The sequence below is a fragment of the Streptomyces sp. NPDC006624 genome, assembly GCF_040611555.1.
Taxonomy (GTDB): Bacteria; Actinomycetota; Actinomycetes; order Streptomycetales; family Streptomycetaceae; genus Streptomyces.
On sequence record NZ_JBEXOM010000018.1, the window covers coordinates 108,194 to 127,459 of the forward strand.

General features: G+C 71.5%; 11 protein-coding genes. 4 read left to right on the forward strand and 7 right to left on the reverse strand.

All coding sequences use genetic code 11. From position 1 onward, the window contains the following. Window positions 1–287 precede the first annotated feature (287 nt). From ABZY20_RS28445 to ABZY20_RS28455, 3 genes are read left to right on the forward strand one after another with little or no spacing between them, the layout of a single operon-like run. On the forward strand, window positions 288–1,439 hold the full coding sequence (locus ABZY20_RS28445) for a Gfo/Idh/MocA family oxidoreductase (RefSeq protein ID WP_356444945.1): 1,152 nt from the start codon (window positions 288–290) through the stop codon (window positions 1,437–1,439). Then, complete coding sequence (locus ABZY20_RS28450) at window positions 1,436–2,587, forward strand: dihydrodipicolinate synthase family protein (RefSeq protein WP_356444946.1); 1,152 nt, start codon at window positions 1,436–1,438, stop codon at window positions 2,585–2,587. The genes ABZY20_RS28445 and ABZY20_RS28450 overlap by 4 nt, the downstream gene beginning before the upstream one ends. Before the next feature lie 32 nt (window positions 2,588–2,619). After that, window positions 2,620–3,417 (forward strand): sugar phosphate isomerase/epimerase family protein, encoded by a 798-nt coding sequence (locus ABZY20_RS28455; RefSeq protein WP_356445020.1) that lies wholly within the window; start codon window positions 2,620–2,622, stop codon window positions 3,415–3,417. A 161-nt stretch (window positions 3,418–3,578) separates the two neighbouring features. Here ABZY20_RS28455 and ABZY20_RS28460 read toward each other — a convergent pair whose 3' ends face one another. Both ABZY20_RS28460 and ABZY20_RS28465 read right to left on the reverse strand, forming a co-directional pair. Further along, the gene (locus ABZY20_RS28460; RefSeq protein ID WP_356444948.1) at window positions 3,579–10,256 is read right to left on the reverse strand and encodes an SDR family NAD(P)-dependent oxidoreductase; all 6,678 of its coding nucleotides are present in this window, start codon (window positions 10,254–10,256) and stop codon (window positions 3,579–3,581) included. Beyond that, on the reverse strand, window positions 10,243–12,039 hold the full coding sequence (locus tag ABZY20_RS28465; RefSeq protein ID WP_356444950.1) for a fatty acyl-AMP ligase: 1,797 nt from the start codon (window positions 12,037–12,039) through the stop codon (window positions 10,243–10,245). The genes ABZY20_RS28460 and ABZY20_RS28465 overlap by 14 nt, the downstream gene beginning before the upstream one ends. Window positions 12,040–12,342: 303 nt before the next feature. Here ABZY20_RS28465 and ABZY20_RS28470 point away from each other — a divergent pair, with 303 nt between their 5' ends. Beyond that, window positions 12,343–13,764, forward strand: a complete 1,422-nt coding sequence (locus tag ABZY20_RS28470) for an MFS transporter (RefSeq protein ID WP_356444952.1) — start codon at window positions 12,343–12,345, stop codon at window positions 13,762–13,764. Between the two features lie 40 nt (window positions 13,765–13,804). On the opposite strand, the gene ABZY20_RS28475 is transcribed toward ABZY20_RS28470, so the two are convergent. The 5 genes from ABZY20_RS28475 to ABZY20_RS28495 form a co-directional block, all read right to left on the reverse strand. After that, a complete protein-coding gene (locus ABZY20_RS28475) occupies window positions 13,805–15,037 on the reverse strand; it encodes a glycosyltransferase (protein WP_356444954.1) in 1,233 nt (410 codons plus the stop codon). A 61-nt stretch (window positions 15,038–15,098) separates the two neighbouring features. Continuing rightward, window positions 15,099–16,046 (reverse strand): alpha/beta hydrolase family protein, encoded by a 948-nt coding sequence (locus tag ABZY20_RS28480; RefSeq protein ID WP_356444956.1) that lies wholly within the window; start codon window positions 16,044–16,046, stop codon window positions 15,099–15,101. A gap of 340 nt (window positions 16,047–16,386) precedes the next feature. Next, the gene (ccrA, locus tag ABZY20_RS28485) at window positions 16,387–17,709 is read right to left on the reverse strand and encodes a crotonyl-CoA carboxylase/reductase (protein ID WP_356444958.1); all 1,323 of its coding nucleotides are present in this window, start codon (window positions 17,707–17,709) and stop codon (window positions 16,387–16,389) included. A 212-nt stretch (window positions 17,710–17,921) separates the two neighbouring features. Continuing rightward, window positions 17,922–18,311 (reverse strand): D-ribose pyranase, encoded by a 390-nt coding sequence (gene rbsD / locus ABZY20_RS28490; RefSeq protein WP_356444960.1) that lies wholly within the window; start codon window positions 18,309–18,311, stop codon window positions 17,922–17,924. Continuing rightward, complete coding sequence (locus ABZY20_RS28495) at window positions 18,308–19,222, reverse strand: ribokinase (protein WP_356444962.1); 915 nt, start codon at window positions 19,220–19,222, stop codon at window positions 18,308–18,310. Before ABZY20_RS28495 ends, rbsD begins: the two co-directional genes overlap by 4 nt. Between the last annotated feature and the right edge of the window lie 44 nt (window positions 19,223–19,266).

Sequence of the window (19,266 nt, forward strand, 5' to 3'; positions counted from 1 at the left end):
GTCGTCCTCCGGTCGCGCATCTCGTCGTACGCCCTCGTACACATCCAGACCCGTGGTCATGGTTCCGGGCAGGTCGAGGGCTTTCGCCGCACTCACCCTTGGCCATGGTTCCGAGCAGACCTTAAGCCCCCGGCCCCCACTTGTTCGCCCCCTCGAACAACTCGTCCTGGTCACGGTCTTGTCCGGACCGCCGTCAGAGGCTAGCTTCTCTCTGTATAGAAAGCGCTTGCTGTACCGCTCACCAGTCGGGCGTACGCGGCGCGACGACCGCGTACGAAGGGAACGACGTGACACGCAAGACGGTGCGTATCGCCATGAACGGCGTCACCGGGCGCATGGGCTACCGCCAGCACCTGGTCCGCTCCATCCTCGCCCTGCGTGACCAGGGCGGCCTCGACCTCGGCGACGGCACCGTGCTGTGGCCCGAGCCGATCCTGGTCGGCCGCCGTGAGCACGCCCTGAAGGCACTGGCCGAGCGGCACGGCCTGGAGCACGTCTCCACCGACCTGGACGCGGTCCTCGCCGACGAGACGGTGGACATCTACTTCGACGCGCAGGTCACCTCGGCCCGCGAGGAGGCCCTGAAGAAGGCCATCGCCGCCGGCAAGCACATCTACACGGAGAAGCCGACGGCCACCGGCCTGGAAGGCGCCCTCGCGCTCGCCCGGCTGGCCGACGAGGCCGGCATCAAGCACGGCGTCGTCCAGGACAAGCTCTTCCTCCCCGGCCTGCTGAAGCTGAAGCGCCTCATCGACGGCGGCTTCTTCGGCCGGATCCTGTCCGTGCGCGGCGAGTTCGGCTACTGGGTCTTCGAGGGCGACTGGCAGGCCGCCCAGCGCCCGTCCTGGAACTACCGCTCGGAGGACGGCGGCGGCATCGTCGTCGACATGTTCCCGCACTGGGAGTACGTGCTGCACGAGCTGTTCGGCCGGGTGAAGTCGGTCCAGGCCACCGCCACCACCCACATCCCGCAGCGCTGGGACGAGAACGGCAAGCCCTACGACGCCACCGCCGACGACGCCGCCTACGGCATCTTCGAGCTGGAGGGCGGCGCCATCGCCCAGATCAACTCCTCCTGGGCCGTGCGCGTCAACCGCGACGAGCTGGTCGAGTTCCAGGTGGACGGCACCGAGGGCTCGGCCGTCGCCGGCCTGCGCAACTGCCGCGTCCAGCACCGCTCGGCCACCCCCAAGCCGGTCTGGAACCCGGACATCCCCGTCACCGAGGTCTTCCGCGACCAGTGGCAGGAGATCCCGGACAACGCCGAGTTCGACAACGGCTTCAAGGCCCAGTGGGAGCTGTTCCTCAAGCACGTCTACACCGGCGCCCCCTACCACTGGGACCTGCTGGCCGGCGCCCGCGGTGTGCAGCTCGCCGAGCTGGGCCTCGCCTCCTCGGCCGAGGGCCGCCGCATCGAGGTGCCGGAGATCTCGCTGTGACCATCCGACTCCCGGACGGCGACGGCTCGACGCGGACCTACGAGCCCCGTACCGAGCCGCTCGCCGTCACGTCCGGTGCCCCCTTCACCTCCCGCACGGTCTTCTCGGCCGCGCACGTCGTCGCCGACCCGTACGCGGACGTGTCGCCCGACTCGCCCGCCGCCGTCGACTGGGACGCCACCCTCGCCTTCCGCCGCCACCTGTGGTCGCACGGCCTGGGCGTCGCCGAGGCCATGGACACCGCCCAGCGCGGCATGGGCCTGGACTGGGCGGGCGCGGCGGAGCTGATCCGCCGCTCCGCCGCCGAGGCCAGGGCGGTCGGCGGCCTGATCGCCTGCGGCGTGGGCACCGACCAGCTCGCCTCCGGGACGCTGGAGGACGTCCGCCGCGCCTACGAGGAGCAGCTCGCCCTCGTCGAGGAGTCGGGCGCCCAGGCGATCCTGATGGCCTCGCGTGCGCTGGCCGCGGCGGCCCAGGGCCCCGAGGACTACCTGGAGGTCTACGGGCACCTGCTCCGCCAGGCGTCCGAGCCGGTGATCCTGCACTGGCTGGGCCCGATGTTCGACCCGGCGCTGGAGGGCTACTGGGGCTCGGCGGACCTGGACGCCGCCACCCGCACCTTCCTGGACGTCATCGCCGCGCACCCCGACAAGGTCGACGGCATCAAGGTCTCCCTGCTGGACGCCCGGCGCGAGATCGACATCCGCCGCCGGCTGCCGAAGGGCGTCCGCTGCTACACGGGCGACGACTTCCACTACCCCGAGCTGATCGCGGGCGACGACCAGGGCTACAGCCACGCCCTGCTCGGCATCTTCGACCCGCTGGGCCCGCTGGCCGCCGAGGCGGTCCGGGTCCTGGACACCGGTGACGTGCAGGGCTTCCGCGGCCTGCTGGACCCCACGGTCGACCTGTCCCGCCACCTCTTCCAGGCCCCGACCCGCTTCTACAAGACGGGCGTGGTGTTCCTGGCCTGGCTGGCCGGCCACCAGTCGCACTTCACGATGGTCGGCGGGCTGCAGTCGGCCCGTTCGCTGCCGCACTTCGCCCGGGCCTACGAACTCGCCGACGGACTGGGCCTGTTCCCCGACCCGAAGCTGGCGGAGGAGCGGATGAGGACGCTGCTGGGCGTGTACGGGGTGGAACAGTGAGCGGATCGCCGGAGCGCTTCTCCATCAACCAGATGACGGTCAAGCAGCTGTCGCTGCCGGAACTGGTCGACGCCTGTGGCGAGCTGGGTGTCCGCAACGTCGGCCTGTGGCGGGAGCCGGTCCAGGGCCACGGCCTGGAGGCCACCGCCAAGCTGGTCCGGGACGCGGGCCTGACGGTGACGACGTTGTGCCGGGGCGGCTTCCTCACGGCGATCGACCCGCGCGAGCGGGCCGAGGCGCTGGCCGACAATCGCCGCGCGGTCGACGAGGCGGCGACGCTCGGCACGGACACCCTGGTGCTGGTCTCGGGCGGTCTCCCGGCCGGCTCGAAGGACCTGCACGGCGCGCGGGAGCGCATCGCGGAGGCCCTGGCGGAACTGGGCCCCTACGCCGAGCGGCACGGGGTGCGCCTGGCGATCGAGCCCCTGCACCCGATGTTCGCCTCGGACCGCTGCGTGGTCTCCACGCTGGCCCAGGCCCTGGACCTCGCGGAACGCTTCCCGGCGCGGCAGGTCGGCGTCACGGTCGACACGTACCACATCTGGTGGGACGACACGGCCCCGGCGCAGATCGCCCGCGCGGGCGCGTCCGGCCGCATCCACACCTTCCAGCTCGCCGACTGGACGACCCCGCTCCCCGAGGGCGTCCTGACCGGCCGCGGCCAGATCGGCGACGGCGCGATCGACATGAGGGAGTGGAAGGGCCACGTGGAGGCGGCCGGATACACCGGTGCCATCGAGGTCGAACTGTTCAACGACGCGTTGTGGGCCCGGGACGGCCGCGAGGTGCTCGCCGAGACCGCGGAGCGCTTCCTGCGGCACGCGGCGTAGAGCCGCCACGCCTCCGTACCCGGAGCGCGAGCCGCAGGGTGCCGCACCGGACGCCGGCGTCCGGTGCGGCACCCCACCGGGCGTGGTGCGCCGCCGGCCGGCCGCCCGGCCGCGCACCACGGAGGGACCGCCGAGGACCCGAGGGGCGGCCACCGGCGGACTCAGGGCTGGCCATGGGCAGCGTCGAGCGCCTCGGTGAGGTGCCGGGCGATGACGGTGACATGCGGGGGGTCGATGAGGGAGAGGTGGTCGCCCGGAACGGGCACGACGTCAAGACGGGGGCACAAGGGTGCCCACCCGAGGTCCGCCTCCGTCCTCAGGTACCGCGGGTCGAGAGCGGTCGTCAGGGGTTGCGGCTGCTGTGCCCGGTAGAGCACGACGGGGAGGTCGGTGGGCCGCGGCGTGTAGCGTTCTCCGACACGCGCGTCGATGTACGACGTGCGCTGGTGTTCCATGATGCCGGGACTCATGTCGAGACCGGCTTCGGCCACCTTGCGCATGACGACGTCGATGTGCTGCCGCTCGGGAGTGCGTGCCAGTTCGTCGTACGAGAGGTCCAGATCGCGTCCGTAGGTGGTGCGCACGTACTCCGTGAACCGCCTGAACCGTTCGAGGAGCTCGTCCGCGCCGAGGTCGGGCAGCGCGGCGGGAAGGATCGTGTCGATGAGTCCGAGGAACCCGACGCGGGCCCCGGAATCCCGCAGTTGCAGCGCGGTCTCGTAGGCGAGGCAGCCGCCGAAGGACCAGCCGATGAGGTGGTAGGGGCCTTCCGGCTGCAGATCCCGGATGAGGGAGACGTACGCTGCGGCCTTCTCCTCCAGCGTGTCCCTGTCGTCCAGCCGTTCCATTCCGTACACAGGCTGGTCGGAGGGCAGAAGCTGGGTGAGGGGCTGGTAGACGGACGTGGGGCCCCCGGCCGGGTGGAAGGTGAACAGGGGACGCTTCGCGGTCCCCGCCACCGGGGGCCGGAGAACCGAGACGGCGTGTGTCCCGCGTGAGTTGACCGCCGGCCGGATCAGCTCCGCGATGGCGGCCACCGTCCGTTCCGCCAGCACCGACTCGGCGGTGAGATCCAGGGGGACACCGCCCAGGCGGCCACGGACGGTCTCCACCAGGCGCTGGGCCGTGCGCTCGTTCCCACCGGCTGCGGCGAAGTCGCTGTAGACGTCCTCGGGGCGCTCTTCCAGGACCTCGCCCCAGGCCCCGGCCACCAGCCGCTCGGCTGCGTCACGGGGCTGGATCGAGGTGGGCAGGGCGGGCGCGGAGGGCGGGGCGCAATCCGCAGCCGTCGCCTCGCGCGGTGCCCCGGCAGCGGTGCCGGTGCCGGCCCGCTCCCCCGCCAACCCGAGGCTTTCGCGGACGAAGCCGCCGACCTCCTGGAGCGTCGCGCCCCGCAGCATGAGGTCGGGCGGCAGATCGACGCCGAAGTCCTGCTGGACCGCGTGCCGGATGCGGACCGCCATGAGTGAGTCCAGGCCGAGGCGGGGGAGGGGCGCCGTCTCGTCGAGGTCGGTCACCCCGAAGCCCATGATGGCCGCGACTCGTGTGACCAGACGCCCGTGGACCTTCTCCGCCGCGCCGTCCCCCAGCGCCTCGATGCCCTCGGGTCCCGCCCAGCCGTCCTCCTCGGCAGCGCCGCCGTCCCGCACGGCGTCGGCGAAGAAGGGAAGGGAGGAGACACCGGGGTAGGCCGCAAGCACCATGTCGCTGTCGAAGTGCGCGACCCCTGTGTGGGTCCGATCGTGGACGACGAGCGCCTGCAGGGCGTCCAGCCCCTCTTCCGTACCGAGAGGCCGCAGCACCGTGGCGCGGTCCTCGGGGACGCCACCGGTGCCGCTCCACGGACCCCAGGCGATGGACGTCGCAGGCCTGCCCTCGGACCGGCGGCGCTGCGCCAGGGCGTCCAGCCAAGCGTTGGCGGCCGCGTAGGCGGACTGGCCGGGCGAGCCCAGGAGGGCGGCCGCCGAACTGTAGAAGACCCACCAGTCGATGTCATGGGTGCGCAGGGCCTCTTCGAGGCGCATCGCACCGATCACCTTGGGGCGGAGCACGGTGTCGACGTCGTCCGCGTCGACGTCGGTGATCAGCCGGTCGTGCAGGACGCCCGCGCAGTGTGCGACGCCGCGCAGTTCGTGTCCCCGCTCTGTCGCGGCCCGCACCAGGCGTGCGGCCACTCCGGGTTCCGCGATGTCGCCCTGGACCACCGTGACGGCCGTTCCCCGGCCGCGCAGTTCGCCGATGACCCGCTGCGCCTCGGGCTCGGGAGCGCGTCGGCCGTTGAGGACCAGGTGTCCCGCGCCCTGGCCGGCCAGGCGCCCGGCGGTCGCCAGTCCGAGCCCGGTGAGGCCACCGGTGACGATATAGGCGCCGTCCCGCCGCACGAAGGGCTTCTCGTACTGCTGGGCGGTCAGGTCGGCGGGCGACAGACGGGCGACGAGCCGGGTCCCCGTCCGCCAGGCGACCTCGTCCTCGTGGCTGTCGCCGAGCAGTTCCTGCAGGAGCTCGTCGGCCGAAGCGGGTGCCGCGTCCACGAGACTCGCCCGCAGGGCGGGCTGCTCCAGGGCCAGCGCCCGCACGAGCCCGCGCAGGCAGGCCAGCCCCGGCTCTCCGGGTTCCCCAGGGGTCACGGACCGGGCCCCCTGCGTGACGAACCACAGCCGGGGACGGGTCCCGCCGGCCGCGTCGGCGCAGAGCCGTCGCGCGATCGTGAACGCCGTGTGCAGAGCGCCGGTGTCCCCGGGACCGGTGGACGGCCCGGGCAGGAGCAGCACCACTGCCGTGCGCTCGTCCTGGCCGATGCCGCCGAGCCAGTCCGCGAGCACCCGCTCCACGTCGTGGGAGGAGCTCGCGCACGTGGTGGTCCTGACGTCCTTGCGTCGCAGCGCCGCTTCGAGAGCGGCCGTCACACCGCCCTCGCCGTGTGGGGTGGGCTCATCGGACAGCAGCAGCACACGGTCCAGTCGTCCGGGCAGCGGAACGGGCGACTTCCGCCACTGGACCTCGTAGCTGAGTGCCTCCAGGGGCCTGGGAACCTCGTGACGGTCGGCGGAGTGGAACTCCACTCCCCGGGCGCTCACCCGGGTCCGGGCGCCGCGCGCCACGAGGTTCCAGGCCATGCCGGCGTCGCCCGGAACGGCAGGGGCGCCGGCTTCGCGCCGCGCGGGCGGCGGGGGTTCCGTCCGCAGCCCTTCGATGGTGACCGGTTCGTCCGTCGCGAACCGCTCGATGTGGAGGAGGCGCACGGCAGTGGGAAGCGGGGACCGGTCGGGTGCGAGGAGGCCGTGCTCAGTGGGCTCCGGCGTACGCACCGGCGCGCAGAGCAGCGCGGTGAGAAGGTCCTCACAGCGTGCGGACGCCGGTTCGCCGGCTTCGGGATCAGCGGGTACCCACCGGCCGATGACAGCCGGTGCGTCGGCGGCGCCATCGGGTTCCCCCACGGGTGCGTCCGTGCGGACACGCACCCGGGCCGACGCGTGACAGTGCCACGAACCGTCAGCGGCACGTGCGTTGACCGTGACGGTCGCCTGATCGTCCGCGGGCTCCCACACGATGGTGACCGGAGTGCTCCGGGCGAGGGGGAGCCACCGGTGGATGGCGACGTCCTCGAGGCACAGACCGGTGACGCCGTCCTGCCCGTGGACATCCTGGCTTGCGGCGATCACGAGCGCGGCAGCCTGCGGGAGGGTGAGCACCGGCTGTCCGTGGACGAGACGCTCGGGACGGTCCGTGCCCGCTGTCCCGAGGTCGGTCTGCCACAGCACGGTGTCGCCGCGGGGGTCGTCCGTGCGCACGCCGAGCGGGCCGTTGCCGTACGCGGAGCCGGCGGGGGCGCCGGTCATGGCACGGTCGAACCAGAAACGCTCGTGGCGCCACGCCGGGCTGGGGAGCGCGACCCGGCGGCCCGCCGGCCAGAGCAGTTCCCCGTCCACGCGCACACCCGCGAAGTGGAGGCGGACGAGAGCGGCGCGCAGGTCGGTCGGCTCGTCGCCCCGCTTGTCGAGGGTCGGGACGACCAACGGCTCCGGGGCACCCTCCACGGCCCGGGCGGACTCGCTGACCGGCACGAGGGCGATGGGGTGCGGCGAGATCTCCACGAAGACGTCGTTCCCGTCGCGCACGGCTGCCTCGACCGCCTGGTGCAGCCGTACGGGGCGCCGGACGTTGGCGCACCAGTAGGCGGCGTCTGCGGCGACCGCGCACGGTTCGTCCAGCACGGTGGAGTACCAGGGGACCTCGGCAGGGCGCGGGCACAGCGAGGTGAGGGCCTCGCGCAGCTTCGGGAGAACGCCTTCCACCGCCGGGGAGTGGCCCGCCCCGCCCACGTTCAGCACACGCGTCAGCCGGCCCGCTGCGGACAGCTCGTCCACCAGCCGGCGTACGGCCTCCGCCGGCCCGGAGACGGTGCACCGGTACGGAGAGGAGTACACGGCGATCTCCACCCCCGGGAACCGCCCCAGGACACCGGCCCGTTCCTCGGCCGGCAGTTCGATGGCGGCCATGGCGCCGGAACCCTGGGTGTCGATGGCGGACAGCAGCGCCGAGCGGTTGCGTACGACGCGCAGTCCGTCGGCCGGGGTGAGCGCACCGGCGATCACCGCGGCGCTCACCTCCCCCACGGAGTGGCCGATGACGGCGGCAGGCAGGACACCGTAGGCCGTGAGGGTGCGAGCCAGTGCGACCTGCAGGCCGAACAGCGCGGGCTGCGTGTGGTCGACTCCTTGTCCGGCCTGCGAGTCGAGGAGGCCGCTCAGCGTGTGGCGGCCGGTTTCCTCCAGGTAGACGGGGTCCAGGGCGCGCACCTCCGCTTCGAAGAGCGGGTCGCCGGCGAGGAGCCGCCGTCCCATGTGCTGCCACTGGGAGCCATGCCCCGAGAAGACGAAGACCGCCCTGCGGTCCTCGGCCGGGCGGGCCGCCGAACGGTCCGGGCCGGGCAGGACGATGCCCACACCCTCGTCCTCGCGTGCGAGACCCGCCAGCAGGCCGGCCGCCTCCTCGTGGGTACGTGCGACCACGGCGGCGCAGACCTCTCCCCTCCGGTACCGGGCGAGGGTGTGCGCGAGGTCCCGCAGGGGAGGGGCGTCGTCGGATGCCGTCAGACGGGCGAGTGCGGTCGCGGCGTCCCCCAGGCGTTGCCGGGACCTGGCGGACACGACCAGCACATGCCGGTGCCGCGGGGTCTCTTCGGAGTCGTGCCCGCGTGCGTCCCGGCTGCGCGAGGCGCCGGCGGGTGCCTGTTCGAGCACCACGTGCGCGTTGGTGCCCCCGAAGCCGAATGCCGACACGCCCGCACGGGCCGGCCGGGTACCCCGCTCGGGCCAGGCGGTGGGGGACGAGACGACCCGCAGCCGCAGTTCGTCGAAGTCGATGTGCGGGTTCGGCGTCCGGAAATGCAGGGTGGGCGGGATACGGCGATGATGCAGGGCGAGGACGGTCTTCACCAGGCCGACGATCCCCGCCGCGCCTTCGAGATGTCCCAGGTTGCTCTTCACGGAGCCGATGAGCAGCGGCCGGCCGTCGGGTCTGCCGTGTCCGATGACAGCACCGAGCGCACCGGCTTCCATCGGGTCGCCGAGAAGGGTGCCCGTCCCGTGTGTCTCGACGTAGTCGATGGTGGTGGGCTCGACCTGGGCGTTCCGGAGTGCCGCGCGCAGCAGGTTCTCCTGAGCCGCCGGGTTGGGTGCCATCAGACCGGCCGACCTGCCGTCACTGTTGACCGCCGTGCCCCTGATGACGGCCAGGACCCGGTCGCCGTCGCGCTCGGCGTCGGCCAGTCGCCGCAGGACGACGACCGCGCAGCCCTCGCCACGGGCGATGCCGTCCGCCGCCGCGTCGAACGGCTTGCAGCGCCTGTCCGCCGCCAGCGCACCCGCCTGTTCGAACGAGGCCGTGACGGTGGGCAGCAGCAGGACGTTGACCCCGGCGGCCAGAGCGGTGTCGCACTCGCCGGTGCTCAGGCTGCGGCAGGCCTGGTGCACTGCCACCAGGGAGGATGAACATGCAGTGTCGAGCATGACGCTGGGGCCGTGCAGGTCGAACAGGTAGGACAGCCGGTTGGCGGTGATGCTTCCCGCGGCACCGGTGGTGGTCCACGGCGTGAGGCGGCGGGGGTCGGCGGTGGTCAGATGCCCGTACTCAAGGGCACTGAGCCCGACGAAGACGCCCGTGTCGCTGCCCGCGAGCAAGGGGGCAGGCCGTCCGGCATGGTCCAGGGCCTCGCAGGCGACTTCGAGGATCAGACGCTGTTGCGGATCCATCACCTCCGCCTCCCGGGGGGTGATGCCGAAGTAACCCGCGTCGAAGGAGTCGACATCGTCCAGGAAGGCGCCCCGCTCGCCACGCGCGGCGCCACGGAGAGCGCCCGCGAAGGCGTGCCGGCGCCCGGGCGGCACGTCCCCGACGAAGTCACGCCCGTCCAGAAGCTGCTTCCAGAACGATTCCGGCCCGGTGACACCCCCCGGGAGACGGCAGCCCAGGCCGACCACGGCGATGGGGCAGGGCTCCCCCGGTACCGGCTGCCGCTCTCCCGGCACGTCGTCATCCGTCTCCTGTGCCGCCGACTCCTGGACCTCGCAGAGACGTTGGGTGAGCTGCTCGATGGTCGGGGCCTCCCACATCAGTGTGGCCCGCAGCGGCAGTCCCAGCACCTGCTCCAGACGGCCGGCCAGCCCGACCGCGGCACGCGAGGTCAGCCCGTAGTCCACGAGGAGACGGCTGTCGTCGATCTCCGCCTCCGGCACACCGACGTTCTCGGAGACGAGCCGGCGCAGCAGCGACCGCAGCTCAGCGGCCGTGATCACCCGCCGGTCCGGTGCCGAAGCCGCTTTGCTACCCGCATTCATGTGCCTCTCCTCGCCGGCGCTCGAGCGACGTCCGGGGGTCTGCCCCCGGCTCGGCGACGGCCGTCCACCGGCCCGCCGCGTACTGATCGCGGCATGCGCCGCGGGCCACCTTGCCACTGGTGGTCTGCGGGACGCTGCCGGGCGGTACCAGGACGACATCACGGACGGCGATGCCGTGCCGCGCGGCGACCGCGCTGCGCACCGCCTGCGTCACCTCGCCGGCGGTGGCCCCGTCGACGGTCCGGTCCCGGCCGTGTTCGGCCACCACGACCAGCTGTTCCCCCGCCGCGGTGGAGACGGCGAAGGCGGCGACGTGGTGCGGCCGAACGGCCGGGTGTGCGTTCTCGACCGTCTCTTCGATGTCGTGCGGGTAGTGGTTGGTGCCGTCGATGATCACAAGGTCTTTCAGGCGGCCGGTGATGTAGATCTGCTTGTTGTGCCATACGCCCAGGTCCCCTGTGCGCAGCCACCCGCCGTCGTCTCCCTCCCCCTGCAGCGTCGCCCGGAACGTCGCTTCGGTGTCCTGGGGACGGTTCCAGTAGCCGCGGCCGACGTTCGGGCCGCGGAGCCAGATCTCACCGATGTGACCGTCCTTCTGACGTCGGCAGGTCGTGGGATCGACGATGGCGAGTTCCTGACCGGTGGGACGCCCGCACGCCACGATGTCGACGGACGGCTTCTCGTCGGCCGTGTCGACCGCGAGCGCGACTCCCTGGCCCAGGGCGTCACGGGCGAAGGACGTGACGGTCGGTTCCTCGCCGAGGGGAGAGGCCGAGACGAAGACGGTGGCCTCGGCCAGCCCGTAGGAGGGACGCAGGGTGATGCGGTTCAGTCCGGTGCCGGACAACGCGGCATGGAAGCGCTCCATGGTGCGCGCTCCGATGGGCTCGCTGCCGTTGACCATGGCGGCGACGGATCCGAGCGAGAGTTCGGCCAGGTCCCCTTCCTCGAGCCTCTGCACGCAGTAGTCGTAGGCGAAGTTCGGAGCCGCCGTCAGCGCGCCGGGGTGCCGGGTCAGCAGCCGCAGCCACCGCACCGGCTGCTGGACGAAGGCCAGAGGATCCATGAGGACGGAGGGCAGGTGACCGAGGACGGGGATGGCGATGGCGAGCACCAGGCCCATGTCGTGGTAGAGCGGCAGCCACCCCACGGTGCAGTTGCGCCCCCGCTGGAGGTCGTACGCGTCCATGGCCTGGCGCGCGTTGGCACACACGTGGGCATGCGCGATCTCCACACCGGACGGAACACGAGTGGAACCCGAGGTGTACTGCAGGTACGCCAGATCGGCGGGGTCGACGTCGAAAACCACCGCGGCATCCCCTGCGGCGTCCCGCAGTTCCGCTTCCGTGACGATGCGGGAGGTGGAAGGAACGCCATACCGAGTGCAGAATTCTTCGAGTTCCTTGCGGTGTTCTTCGACGGTCAGCAGAAGGGTGGGGCTCGCGTCCTTGAGTGCTGCCGCGAGTTTTTCCGCGTGTCCCGGCAGAGAGGGAGTGAACAACGGGACGGCAACCGTGCCCGAACACGCTGATGCGAGGAATCCGACGACGTATTCCAGGCTCTGCGGAGCAACCACCGCCACTCTGTCGCCGGCCGCGCAGAACTGCCGCATCCCCGAACCTGCGATACGAACCCGCTGCTCGAGCTCCTGCCACGTCAGTGAACTGGTCACCCCGGCGATGTCCGCCCGGTAGTCCACGAATGTGAATGCCTTTTCGTCGGGTGCGAGAGCCGTGACGTGGGCGAGACGATGGCTTAGTGTGTTCGGCGTCAGTGCTGGCACGTGTTCACTGCACTTTCGTTGAATGGGCGAGAATGTCCCGCAGGAGCTTCACGGCCCGGTCGACGGTCCATTCGGTGTCGGTGGTCACCGTGGCGTCGGCCACCCGTGCGCCTCCAGGGTGTGTGACTGGGAGCTGGAAAAACACATTCACGCGCCGCCGGGCCACTGATACCGCATCAAAGCATGGTGGAGTTGCTGTATGCCACTTGCGCGCGGACATTGGGGTGACACCGTTCTGCCGGGCGTGGAGCGGGCCCGCAGTCCATTTCCTGGCGCTGTGGCACAGCGCTCTGAGAGGAGACCGTGAACCGACTACGTGTCCTGAGCATCGTGGCCACGACGGGTCTGTCCACCTTTCTCATCGCCCTCGACAACAGCGTCGTCTATGTGGCGCTGCCCCGGATCGGTCGCGAACTCGCCCTGTCGGATGCCGGCCTGAAATGGGCCGCGGCCGCCTACCCCCTCGCCCTGGCGAGTTTCCTGCTCGTCGCAGGGCAGTTCACGGACACCGTGGGGCGGCGCCGTGCCCTGCTGACCGGAGTGGCGACCTTCACCGTGGCCTCCGTGCTGTGCGCCGTGTCGACCACCGGTGCGGCACTGCTCGGTGCCCGTGCCCTTCAGGGCGTCGGCGCCGCGTTCGTCCTTCCGGCGTCCCTGGCCATTACGTCGCACGACCTTCCGCACCGGATGAGGACCGCGGCGTTCGGAGCGCTGACGGCGTCGATGGCGTCCGCGCTGGCGTTCGGGCCGGTGGTCTCGGGTGTGGTGACGCAGGGCCTGGGCTGGCAGTGGCTCTTCGCGCTCAACCTTCCCCTGGGACTGGTCGTCTGCGCGCTGTGCGCCCTGGTGCTGCCGCGCGCCTCCCGCTGCACCGAGGGCGCCGGCCGGAAGGCGCCGTCCGCCGTGCCGCTGCCCGTGAACGCACTGGCCTGTGTGTCCGTGGCCGCCTTCGCCTACGTCCTGATCCAGGGGCCCAGCCACGGTTTCACCGAGCCGTCGGTCCTGCTCTGCGCGGTCACCGCCGGGGGCGGCCTCCTGGCCCTGTACTGCTCCAGGAGACAGGGCCGCAGCCCCGCGCTGACCCTGCTGTTGCGCAGGCGCGCCTTCACCGGCGGGCTGCTCACCCAGTTGCTGTGGGGGCTGGGCGTGACGGGGGTGTACTTCTACACGTCGCAGTTCCTGCAGAACGGACTGCGTCTCAGCCCGACCGAAGCCGGCCTGGCCTTCACTCCGGTTGTCTGCGCCCTGTTCGCGACGGTTCCCTTCGTCACCGCTCTCACCAGGCGGTTCGGAGATTCCCGGGTGGCCGCTTCGGGCCTGTTCTTCGTCGCCCTCGGCCTGCTCCTCGTCGCGCTGGGCAGCAGGAGCGGCCGTCTGGCCGGTCTGCTGCCGGGTCTGGTGAGCGTCGGGGCGGGGTCCGCACTGGCCCTGCCGCTGACCACACGAGCCATGCGGGCGTCGCCGGAGCACCTGTCCGGCTTCGCCGCGGGCCTGTTCAGCGCGACACGCGAGGTGTCCGGCGTGTTCGGCGTCGTGGTCGTGGGGGCCGTGGTCACCTTCGTGCAGGATGCCCGACTCGCCGACGGAGCCCCGGCCGGCCAGTCGCTCTCCGCGGGCTATCAGGCCGGGCTGTACCTGGCGGCCGTGCTGGTGGGGGCAGGAGTGCCGGTGGCCCGATGGTCTCTGCGGGGCACGGCGACCGCACGGACACCCCCCGGACCCTGACTCCGCGTCGATCCGCCGTGTCACCTCGGCCCGCAGGACGTCAGTCCAGGGCGAAGGTGTGCCGCAGGACGTCACACGCGCGGTTCGCTCCGTCCTCCGCCCGCAGCGCGCCGGCGACCCGTCGGGCGGACTCTGCGTAGACGGCGTCCCTGGTCACCGCCGTCAGGCGTTCCGTCAGTGCCTCGACGGTCAGCGTCCGGGCGGGAAGCGGTGGCGGGCCCGCTCCCAGCGCGTGCACCCGGGCGGCCCAGTACGGCTGGTCGCCGAAGAAGGGACACACGACTGCGGGCACACCCGCGCGCAGGGCCGCGCACGTGGTTCCCGCGCCTCCGTGGTGGACGACCGCGGCCATCCGGGGAAACAGCCAGTCGTGCGGCGCGTCGGCCAGGACCAGCATGTCGTCCTCACCCGTCGACGGATCGCCGAGGAGCACCCCTCGCAGCCCCGCACGCCTCAGGGCCGCCCGCACGGAGCGGTCGGTTCGCCGGGGGTCACCGGAGCGCATACTGCCGAACCCCGCGTACACGGGCGGTGGCCCGGCGAGGAGGAAGTCGCGCAGCCGCTGCGGTGGCTGCCAGTCCGGCTGCGCGAAGTCCCAGAACCCGGTGACGTGGACGTTGGGGCCCCAGTCGGAGGGGCGGGCGACGACCGTGGGACTGAAGGCGCACAGCACCGTGGACCGGCGTGTCGCGCGCAGGGGGGAGAGCACGGGCAGGGGTGGCTGTCCGTTGTGCCGCAGTCGCCAGCGATTGACGTGACGGCGGGACAGCAGCCAGGTCCCGGCGTCGACGATGTCGTAGCTGACGCGGTTGCCGAGCCCTCCCAGTTTCCGCGCGGCTGGTACGAAGGGGTGAGGGAAGGCCCGGGTGGGCTGGCTCGGCTGGAAGTGGACGACGGCGTGGGGGATGCCCAGCCGCTGGTTCAGGTGGGCCCCGAACAGGCCGAAGGTGGGAGCCAGGACCAGGTCGGCTCCCGCGGCACACGCGAAGGCCTCGTCGAGGAGGTTCTCGACATGAGGCCGCAGCACCTTGCTCATGGTGCGCACGAAGGCGAGAGGACCCTGACGGCTTCCCAGCAGTTCCTGTCCCGTGGCGGACCCGACGATGTCCGAGGGGTCCGCCGCCACCGGGTGGAACCCGGCTCCGGTGCTCGTGATCAGCTGTTCGTAACGCGCGCTGGCGAGGACGCGCACGGCGTGTCCGTGCTGCATCAGGGACCGCGCCAGGGCCAGACACGGCTGCACGTCCCCGCGCGACCCCGCAGCGAACATCATGACCGTTCGCCGCCCCATACTCTTCGGCCTTCCTGTGGAGGGATACGCGAGTGCGCCCGGGTCAGCGCTCGAGGATCCGGGTCACGTCGGGCCAGACGGCATGCAGTTCCTGCTGCCAGTAGGGCCAGGAATGGGTGCCGGGACGGTAGAAGTGCGTGGTGGTGCTGACGCCCTCCGACCTGAGGGCGGCGGCGAACTTCGAGATCTGCCTCGGAAGCATCCACTCCGCCACCTTGCTCACCAACAGGACATCCGGTGTGCGGCCTCTGTCCGCTGCTCCGTGCGACCCGTCGCCCGCCGAGAGATGCACGTGCGTCCGCCGGAACGACGTGACCATCGAAGCGGGGTTGTGTGCCTTCCACACGTCCCGGTTCGCGACGGGGTCGCCCCAGACGTCCCTGATGTCGATGCCTTCTCTCCGGGATCCGAGCTGGAGTGCGAGAAGAACAGAAGGATCAGTGAGATCCACATAGGAACTCATGGCGGCCGCGTAGCGGAACATCCCCGGATGGCGGCCCGCGTAGATCAGGGCTCCGAAACCACCCATGGACAGCCCGATGACGGCGCGGGACGAACTCCCGCGGTACGCCCGCCCGATCAGTGGAACGAGTTCCCGGATGTGGAAGGTCTCCCAGCGCGGGCCACCGGCGAACCAGTCGCTGTAGTACCCGTTTCTCCCGCCGTCGGGCATCACGATCAGGGCCTCGGAATACCGTGCCAGGTCTTCGACGTCGGTCTCGCGGGTCCATGACGTGTAGTCGTCGTCCCCGCCGTGCAGCAGGTACACCACGGGAAAACGTGCGTTCCGCTTCGATTTCCAGCTCTTCGGCAGGATGATCCGCACCGGAATGGTGGCCCGCATGGCGGGTGAGTAGACCTGGATGTCCTGCGTACGATGGTCGATCTTCCGGGTCGTGACGATGTGCGCGGCGCCACCGGCACGCTGTGGCGCGTTCTCCCCAGCGCGGGCGTGTGCCGGAATGCCGGCCGTGAGGAAGAGAGCGAGCACAGAGAGAAGCGCGGCACTCGCCCGCATGCGGGCGGACGCATGGAGGGCGGGCCACTTGAAAGGGCAAGTCATGCGGGCGAGGACTCCTTGGACGGAGATTCTTGGGGTGTGACATCTGGTGGAATGTCAAGGCCGAACTCGGCTGCCCACAATGCCGAAACAAAACCGGCGGTCACCCGCAGGACACGCCGGTCGGCGAAAATCACCCTTATTCGCATTCCTCTTGTCGGGAACGCGCGAGGCTCCCGCGCCGTGGAGCGGATCCTCGGAATCCTCTACCCACGGGCGCGGGAGCCGGTGCGCGTGGCGTGCGAGCCGGTGCCGGCCGCAGCCCGCGGACTCATCTGCGGAACACGCTGAGGCGTCGTTCGCCCAGCTGTGCGCGGCCCTCCGGATCCGTGACGCCCATTCCCTCCTCGGGCGCGAGACACAGGACCCCGACCTTGCCGATGTGCTCGTTGGTCTGGACGCTTCGCGCCGCCGCGCCGACTTCGTCGAGCGCGTAGGTTCTGGACAGCGCCGGGACCAGGTGGCCCAGAGCGATGAGCCGGTTGACCGCGTGCTGCTCGTGGAAGTTGGCGCCGTGGCTGCCGATGATCCGCTTCAGCCGCATCCACAGGTACCTGTTGTCGTAGACGTGCTCGTAGCCGGTGCTGGAGCCGCACGTGACGATGGTGCCGCCACGCCGGGCGAGGAAGACGGAAGCGGCGAACGTCTTCTTGCCGACATGCTCGAACACGATGTGGGGGTCTTCTCCCACGGCGGCGCGGATGGCCTTGCCCAACTTCTTCCAGCCCTCGGGCCGCTGCAGAAGAGAGGGGTCCCCGTCCTCGATCTCGCTGCGGTCGATGACCGCCTTGCACCCCAGGGCCGCGAGGACGTCGGCCTTCTCCGCCGAATTGACCACGCCCACCGGGATCCCGCCCCCGTTGAGGACGAGTTGCACCGCGTAGGCGCCCAGGCCGCCGGTCGCTCCCCACACGAGGACGACGTCCCCCTGCTTCATCTGCGCACCGCGCTCACCGACGAGCATGCGGTAGGCCGTGCTCGCACACAGGGGGTTGACGGCGGCTTCCTCCCAGCTGAGCAGGGCCGGCTTGGGCAGGAGCTGACTGGCCCGGACCACCGCGTAGTGGGCCAGCCCGCCGAAGTTCGTCTCGAACCCCCAGGCCTTCTGCCCCTCGCCGAGCATCCCGTCCCGATGGGTGTCGTGGTCCTGTTCATCGACGTAGGCGGGCGACACGACCACGTGGTCGCCGACCTTCCACTTGCGCACGGACGATCCGGTGCGCACGATGACCCCCGAGGCGTCGGAGCCCACGATGTGGTAGGGGAGATCGTGACGTGCTTCCCAACCGCCCTTCCGACCCATCTGCTTGAGGAACTCGAACGTGGGGACCGGCTCGAACATCGCGGTCCAGACGGTGTTGTAGTTGATGGAACTCGCCATGACCGCGATCAGTGCCTCGTCGGGCGCCAGTTCAGGCATGGGCACGTCATCGACGGACAACGACTTGCGCACGTCCTTGTCCTCCATGGCACGGAAGACGCCCACGTCCTCTGCCCGAACCGTCGCGGCGCGGAAGTAGTCCGGCAGGGGCAGTGCTTCCAGTTCCGCGCCCCCCGCGCCGGCAACGACCGCTTCGGACAGAGATGACTGCATCGAGGACTCCCTTGGTCACGCCGCCGCACCGGCGGACGGTCGCACGATCGATCCGTTTGCGGATCTCTCCCTCAGCAAGCCTCTGACGCGCAGTTCACGCAACCGCAGGCGCACGGTCGTTGCGCCGATCGTCGCACACCGGCCTGGAGCGGCGCGGATGCTCGCACACCTGCGCGGGCGGGAACCCGCGCGGGCTCTCCCCGCGGACTTCGCTAGAAGAACACCCCGCACCTCAGCAGCACATTCGCGTACGGCCGTGCCTCGCCCGTGCGCACGACGAGCCGGGCCTCGGCCGACAGTTCCTTGAGCCGCTCGTGCGGCACCAGGACCAGCGCGGGCAGACGCTCGTGCAGCAGCGCCGACGCCTCCGGGTTGGCCTCGCGCACCTCCTCCGCGGCCGTCGCGCCCTCGACCACCAACTCCTCCAGCAGCCCGTCCAGGACCTCCGCGAACGCCGGCACCCCGGCCCGGAAGGCCAGGTCCACCACCCGCGGCCCGTCCGGGACGGGCATGCCCACGTCGCAGACCAGCACCCCGTCCCCGTGCCCGAGCCCGGCCAGCGCACCGGCGAGGTGGCGGTTCAGTATTCCGGCCCTCTTCACCGCGCCCCACCCCGGGACGCGACCTCCGCCGCCGTCGGGAAGGACGCCTGCGCGCCCTGCCTCGTCACCGTCACCGCGCCCACCCGCGCCGCGTACGCGGCCGCCTCGGCCAGGGACTCGCCCGCGCCCAGCCGGAAAGCCAACGCCGCGGTGAACGCGTCACCCGCGCCCGTGGTGTCCACGGCGTCCACCGGCACGGCGGCGACCCGGGCGACCTCCCGCGCCGACGCGACCAGCGCGCCCCGCGCGCCCAGTGTCACGACGACCGACTTCGGGCCCTTGGCCAGCAGGATCCGCGCCCAGTCCTCGGGGGTGTCCCCGACGGCGGAGTCGCCCAGGATCACCTTCGCCTCGTGCTCGTTGACGATCAGCGGGTCGCAGGCCGCCAGCACCTCCTGCGGCAGGGGGCGCGGCGGCGAGGGGTTGAGGACGAAACGGCTCCCCGGAGCCAGGTTCCGCACGACCTCCACCACCGTCTCCAGCGGGATCTCCAGCTGCGCCGAGACCACCCGGGAGCTCTGGAAGAGGCACCCGGCGGCACTGACGTCCTGCGGGGTCAGCCGGCCGTTCGCGCCGGGCGAGACGACGATGCTGTTGTCCCCGGACGGGTCGACGGTGATCAGCGCGACACCCGTCGGCGCCCCGCCCACCAGCACGCCCACCGTGTCGACGCCGGCCTTGCGCTGCGAGTCCAGCAGCAGCCGGCCGTGCGCGTCGTCGCCCACCCGGGCCAGCAGCGCCGTACGGGCGCCGAGCCGGGCGGCGGCGACCGCCTGGTTCGCGCCCTTGCCGCCGGGGTGGACGGCCAGGTCGGAGCCGAGCACGGTCTCGCCGGCACCGGGCCGGCGCTCCACTCCGATCACCAGGTCGGCGTTGGCCGACCCCACGACCAGGAGGTCGTAGTCGTACATGCGTTGTCTCCCCATGTGAGTGACATGGACGGGCGGTCCCCCAC

What these genes read in the sequence shown, in the direction of transcription:
- ABZY20_RS28475 (WP_356444954.1), bottom strand. Translation starts at nt 15,037, where the DNA reads ATGATGTTCGCTGCGGGGTCGCGCGGGGACGTGCAGCCGTGTCTGGCC.
- ccrA (WP_356444958.1), bottom strand. Translation starts at nt 17,709, where the DNA reads ATGCAGTCATCTCTGTCCGAAGCGGTCGTTGCCGGCGCGGGGGGCGCG.
- ABZY20_RS28460 (WP_356444948.1), bottom strand. Translation starts at nt 10,256, where the DNA reads ATGAATGCGGGTAGCAAAGCGGCTTCGGCACCGGACCGGCGGGTGATC.
- ABZY20_RS28495 (WP_356444962.1), bottom strand. Translation starts at nt 19,222, where the DNA reads ATGTACGACTACGACCTCCTGGTCGTGGGGTCGGCCAACGCCGACCTG.
- ABZY20_RS28455 (WP_356445020.1), top strand. Translation starts at nt 2,620, where the DNA reads ATGACGGTCAAGCAGCTGTCGCTGCCGGAACTGGTCGACGCCTGTGGC.